A 6,000-nucleotide genomic window follows, 5' to 3' on the forward strand; every position below is an offset into this window, starting at 1 on the left:
AAGAGTATTTAGATGTAGGTGTCTACATCTAGGCTCCCACTCGCAGTTATGAATAAAGAAACGACATACATATATCCCTTGTTCTCAAACGAAAACCATTTCAGCTTTAAAGAAGTATTATAGGTCGAAAAATTTGCATATATAATGCAGATTGCAGAAAGAGAGCAGATAGTAATAAAAGCATATTGGCGAACCCTTTTTATCCATGAGATATTATCAGAAATCTCTGTGTATAGAGGATTGCGATCATGAGTGAAATAGTTGTTTTAACTGGCTTTGAGCCCTTCGCAGATTTCCAAGTAAATCCTTCATGGGAAGCTGCAAAAACATTTGACGACAAAGAAATAGGTTCTTTCAAAGTCAAATCCTTTCAAATACCGCTTGCATACAAAGAAATCAAACCCACAATAACAAGAATAATAGGCGCACAAAAACCAGCGGTCATAATCAGCTTAGGACAATCCTACCGTTCCCTAATCTCACTAGAGAAAGTAGCCATAAACTTCGCAGATCTCACCGAATCCACAATCCTCTACAATTGTGAAACACGCCCAAAAGATGACACTCTAGAACCAAACGCGCCTGCAGCATACTTCACAACGCTGCCCATCCGAAAAATCCTTAACAAACTACGACAAAACAACATTCCAGCAGAAATATCTTACACCGCGGGCACGTTCGGATGCAACCAGATATTCTTCTACACGATGCACAAAATACGTAGCGACAGATTGGACATGCGTGCAGGATTTATGCATATCCCATGTCTACCATCGCAAGCGGCACAGCTGCAAAAGGCGAGAAAAGGAAAGATACCCAGCATGAACCTAGACACAACGACCAAGGCGGTTGAAATCGCGATCAAGGCAACACTCGGAAACGTGAAAAAATAGTTGCAGGTACTGTTCGCCCTTCGCTGTCTTGCCTTCTTGGAACTTGAGACCAGCTAAGTTTGTGTACGCGTCCTTATGATTGCTGTAAGAATATTTTGTTGAGGACTCTGTCGATCTTTATTTTGTGGGTTTGAAGCGCCAGTTCCTTTGGATCTATTCCCAACGCTAAGGCTAGGAGTTCTGAATAATGCAACACTGGTATATCGTAGTTTTCGTTGAACTTCGCCCTCACTTGTATCTGTCCTATGTCTAGTGCAACGAAGCAGAAGGGGCAGAGAGTTGCAATGCAGTCTGCATCTGCCTTAGACGTGTTTGCAAGTTTTTCTCTGGCAAGTTCAAGGGCAAGCTCGTCAGAAGAGCCTCTCAAAAGCCCACCACAACACTTCAACTTATTTCTATATTCAACACTTTCCGCACCCAATGTCTCAATCAAGTTTTCAAGAATACGTGGGCGTTCCGGGTCGTCGAGTTTCAGAAGCTCGCTTGGTCTAAGCGCATGGCAACCATAGAACGCCGCCACTTTTAGACTGCTTAAGGGCTTGGAGACGCTTTGCTTGAGACGCTCTAGTCCTACATCATCTATCAAGACTTGGAGGAAGTGTTTAACCTCTTTGCTGCCCTGAAACTCCTTCCCTGCCTGAGACAAAATCTTGTTTATCTTTGCCTTCAATTCTTCGTCAGCCTTCAGCATGGCGTTTGTCATGGCAAGAGATTCAAAACAGCCACTGCACAGTGTAAGCAAGTTTAGGTCAGCTTCTTCGGCTAAGCAAATGTTGTACGCGGCTATGGCTAGGCTTGTTTCAAAATCTATAGACTGCACTGGTGGAGGGGCGCAGCATGTCATGTTGGCTAAGTCGACAAGTTCGATTCCAAGTTTTGTTAGAGTCTTTCTTGCTGATAGTTCATAGTTTGGCTGACGAGCAGGTATAGTGCAGCCTAAGAATAGAGCGTAGCTTGTCATGATGATTCCTCCTTCTTCTTTTGCATCTTACTAAATCCTGTAGCAGAAAGAATCTTTCTCAGTGGTTCCACACCCGTTGGTTGAAGAGGGGGTAAGCCAAGGGTGGGTCTTTTGTTTTCGGCGAATTTGGAAACTTTGACTATGCGACCGTCGTTTATGATGGCGGATGCAAATTGATAATAGATGTTTGGAATGTAACCTTTCTCGAAAGCGATGTTTCTCAGCGCGTAAATCACGTCAGCTATCTCAATCTTTTGAGGACACCGCTCTTGACAGTTGTAGCATGAACAGCAAAGCCATATAGAGTCACCTGAAAGAACCTCTTCCTCCGCTCCCAAGAGTGACAATTTAATGACCTCTCTAGGATTGAAATCTGGAGTGATTTTAGCCACTGGACAACTGCTGGCGCAGGTGCCACACTGGTAGCATAGGGTTATGGTTTCGCCGCCTAAGCGATCTGTAACTAAACTAGAGAACGCCGAGTTAGTTGCTTTTTTCTCTTTCACTTGTTCCATTCTAATTCACCTCGCCTTCCTGAGAACCTTCCATTAACTGCAGTGAACCCAACTTTGCCAACCTCTCAGTCATCATTCGCGCAGCCTCAGCGAACTTGTCACCTTCTATAAACACCATGTTGAACATCTCCAACCTCTCAGGCGCTATTCCATATTCCTTCAGCAACAACTTGGCGAGTTTCACCTTCTTTTCAGCCTTCTGAACACCTACTTCATAGTGGCAACCGTCACTTTTACAACCTACAATCATCACTCCCTGAGCACCCGCCTTGAAAGCCTCTAAGAATTGATGAATCTGTAGGATGCCCGTACAAGGAACCTTCATGATTCTCACGTTGGCTGGATATTGCATCATAGCCATACCTGAAGAATCTACGGCAGCGTGGCCACACTCTGAACAGCATAAAGCTAGAACCAAAGGCTTCGACGTTCCGTTTATGGACATGAGCGCCTCCATCTGAGCGCGCATCTGGCTTGGTCGTGAATGCCTAAGCTCAATAGCGTTAAGAGGACAAGTTCCCACGCAGATACCGCATCCTTCGCACAGGAGATCCGATATTTTAGCCACAAAGTGATCTTCAGTAGTCGGCACCAAAGTTATCGCGCCGTAAGGACACGTAACCGGACAGAACTCACAGTCACCGCAATACTCTTCGTTGACTACGGCGGTTTTCTGATCTTTAACTATCTTACCAGCGGTTAAGAACTTCGCAGCCTTTACTGCTGCTGAGTGAGCCTGCAGAGAAGTCGTCGGCGCGTCCTTCGGGAAGGTTGCTCCTCCGCAAAGGTACATCCCTCTCAACTTGGTCTCGGTCGGTCTTAACTTGGCATTGTATTCCTTAAAGAATCCGTCTTCATCCAACTCGATGCCCAGAATCTCAGCAAGCTCCTTGGTGCCTTCAGCTGGCACCATGGCAGGAGCCAACACAACCAAGTCAGCATCTAATTCGAGGAATCTGTGTAGAAGAGCGTCTTCCACGTCAACAATTAACCTATTAGTTTCCGGGTCACGTGAGATTTCAGTTGGTCTACCCTTGACGAATTTGATTCCCATCTCTCTGGCTCGTTCGTAGTAATATTCATGCTCCCTCCCAGTGGTTCTTACATCTATGTAGCACACGCTGATGTCAGCGTCAGGATAGGCTGATTTGATCAATGTAGCATGCTTTAGAGAGATCATGCAGCAGATGCTTGAGCAGTAGGGTTTGTAGCGCCTATCTCGCGAACCAACGCATTGGATAAAAACGATTTTCTTGGCAGGCTTGCAGTCTGAAGGCCTAATAATCACGCCGCCTGTGGGACCGAAACCGTCAATCATCCTAGCAAGCTCAAGATTTGTTATAACGTCTGGATAGTCGCCGTAATGATACTCCTTTATAACGCTGGAATCGAACTCCTCGAATCCAGTAGCGACTACAATGCTTCCCACAGTTAGAGTTATTTGCTCACTTTTCTGGTCCAATTCAATAGCTTTAGTGGGACAAACTTCAACGCATCTAGCGCATTCATGGAACTTGCAAACGATATCGTCGATAACGTAGACAGGCGGATGGACGTTCGGGATGTCCATGTAAATGGCGTTGCGAGTCTTCAACTTGGCATTGTATTCATCAGGCACTTCTATCGGGCAAACGGTGGTGCATAAGTCGCATCGAACACATTTCTCATTGACATATCTTGGTTTCTTCTCTATCGTGACCTTGTAGTTTCCAGAAACTCCCTCAACAGCCACGATCTTTGAGTTGGTCAAAATGTCCAATTTGGGAATCTCGCTGAAGCCAGAACGATATACACACTTTCGTGAGGTGTGAGTGATGGTTTTGACATCTGAGGCTGGAGACTGTATGCAGATGGCGCAATCGTCGGTTGGGAAGAAGCGGCCGGCACGAGCAGCCAAGCCTCCGAGAAACGGCGCTTTTTCAACCAAGTTCACTTCGAATCCCAAATCCGCCAAATCCACAGCCGTCTGCATTCCAGCAATGCCTCCACCTATGACTAAGGTGGATTTGAGGGCGGGAAACTCGAGTTTCTCCAAGGGTTCAAGAAGCTTGGAGCGTTCGATAGCGCCTAGAAGCATGGCTTTGGCTTTTTCTGTGGCCTCTGAAGGAGTTTCTCGATGAGGCCACGCGCAGTGGTCTTTGAGATCGATGAATTCCATCAAATAGGGATTAAGGCCAGCATTCTCTATTGCTTGAGCGATTTTCACTTCGCTTAGCTTAGGAAGAGTCCCTGCTACGACGACCCTGTTTATCTTTCCGTCTTTAACGGTATCTACTATGGTTCGTAATCCTTCTCCTTGCCAAAACTCGTTGCCTCTTGCGACAAAGACTACGTTTGAAACGTTTTTAACGTATTCGATTATAGCTTCGAAGTCTAGGATTTTAGAGAGTTGCTTACCTGAATCCGCTAGAAATACTCCTACTTTAACTTCGTTCATTTCTATTCCCTCATCTTCTTACTGTTTTTAACAACCGTTTTTCACTGTTGTAAAGCTTAACTTCCAAAGGCATTTCACCTATGGCGAAGTGAGTGGCGCAGGCGAAACACGGGTCGTAGGCTCTAAACGCCATTTCCACCATATTCAGCAGTCCATCGCTGACTTCGTCGTTGTGTATAAGTCCTTTTGCAGCGTTTTTTATGGACATACAAATGCCTGGTGCGTTGTGAGTTGTGGCAACCACCAAATTAACTTTCTTGGCTAAGGCTTTTTCATCCAGTATATAATGGTGGATTAACGTGCCTCTAGCAGCTTCAACGATTCCTACTCCTTCTCCGGGCTTTCCAGGCTTGTTCTTAATGCCCTTATTTGTTATGTCCTTGTCTGTGACCAATTCCAAAGCCCGTTCAGCTGCGTACATTAGTTCTATCAGTCTTGCCCAATGAAAAGCCAAGGTTGCGTGAACGGGTTTTCCGCCGAGAGTTTTGAACATCTTCTCGTACTCTTCTTGAGCTAAATGTGTTGCCATCCCCTCTGCGGCGTTCAGTCTTCCGAGAGGTCCAACTCTGTAGATGCCACTATCGGGTCCAGCCACTAAGCCTTTCCAACCAATCTTCTTGAGGTAGGGTAGTTTGACGTATGTCCATGGTTCTACGTGTTCTTCGATTATGTCCAAGTATTCGCTTGGCGCAAACTTCACAAACTCTTTTCCTTCCGGGTCAACCACTCGGACATCGCCATCGTAGAAGTTCACTTTGTTGTTTTTGTCAACTGTTCCCATATAATAGGTCTTCAAGGAGTAAGGGTCACTTGTGATCAAGTTTATGTAGTCAACGTTTTTGAGAACAACATCATCGAAGAGTTTCAGAGAGAACTTTGCAAATTCGACGCAGCTTCTAACCATTTCTTCGATTTCCCGCCTCTCCTCTTCAGACAACGCTTTTGCAATGCCGCCCGGCAAAGCGCTGACAGGATGAGTTGGTCTACCTCCGAGTATACCAGTTATTTTCTGTCCATAGGCCCGGTGTTTAATCACTTCTTTGGCAATATCTAAGCCAACCTTCTCTATTACTCCAAGAATGTTTCTTTTCGCTGCAGGGGCATCAGGCCCCACCACGAAGTCTGGCCCGCCTAGGAAGTAGAAGTGAAGTATGTGATCATAGATGATGTAGCCGCAGTACATGAGCTCTCTAA

The 6,000-nt window shown here is 45.7% G+C and carries 5 protein-coding genes; 1 reads left to right on the forward strand and 4 read right to left on the reverse strand.

Annotation, left to right across the window (positions count from 1 at the left end):
* The first annotated feature begins 248 nt into the window (after window positions 1-248).
* Complete coding sequence (locus OEX01_05230) at window positions 249-893, forward strand: pyroglutamyl-peptidase I (protein ID MDH5448388.1); 645 nt, start codon at window positions 249-251, stop codon at window positions 891-893.
* 73 nt (window positions 894-966) lie between these two features.
* Here OEX01_05230 and OEX01_05235 read toward each other — a convergent pair whose 3' ends face one another.
* The 4 genes from OEX01_05235 to OEX01_05250 all read right to left on the reverse strand — a co-directional run.
* On the reverse strand, window positions 967-1,854 hold the full coding sequence (locus OEX01_05235; protein MDH5448389.1) for a CoB--CoM heterodisulfide reductase iron-sulfur subunit B family protein: 888 nt from the start codon (window positions 1,852-1,854) through the stop codon (window positions 967-969).
* Window positions 1,851-2,369: a 4Fe-4S dicluster domain-containing protein gene (locus OEX01_05240; GenBank protein MDH5448390.1), complete on the reverse strand. Its 519-nt coding sequence runs from the start codon at window positions 2,367-2,369 to the stop codon at window positions 1,851-1,853. Before OEX01_05240 ends, OEX01_05235 begins: the two co-directional genes overlap by 4 nt.
* A gap of 1 nt (window position 2,370) precedes the next feature.
* Window positions 2,371-4,806, reverse strand: a complete 2,436-nt coding sequence (locus OEX01_05245; GenBank protein ID MDH5448391.1) for a hydrogenase iron-sulfur subunit — start codon at window positions 4,804-4,806, stop codon at window positions 2,371-2,373.
* Between the two features lie 10 nt (window positions 4,807-4,816).
* The coding region (locus tag OEX01_05250) for a Ni/Fe hydrogenase subunit alpha (protein MDH5448392.1) at window positions 4,817-6,000 on the reverse strand (1,184 nt) is incomplete at its 5' end.

The sequence above is a fragment of the Candidatus Bathyarchaeota archaeon genome (genome assembly GCA_029882535.1).
Taxonomy (GTDB): Archaea; Thermoproteota; Bathyarchaeia; order Bathyarchaeales; family SOJC01; genus JAOUKM01.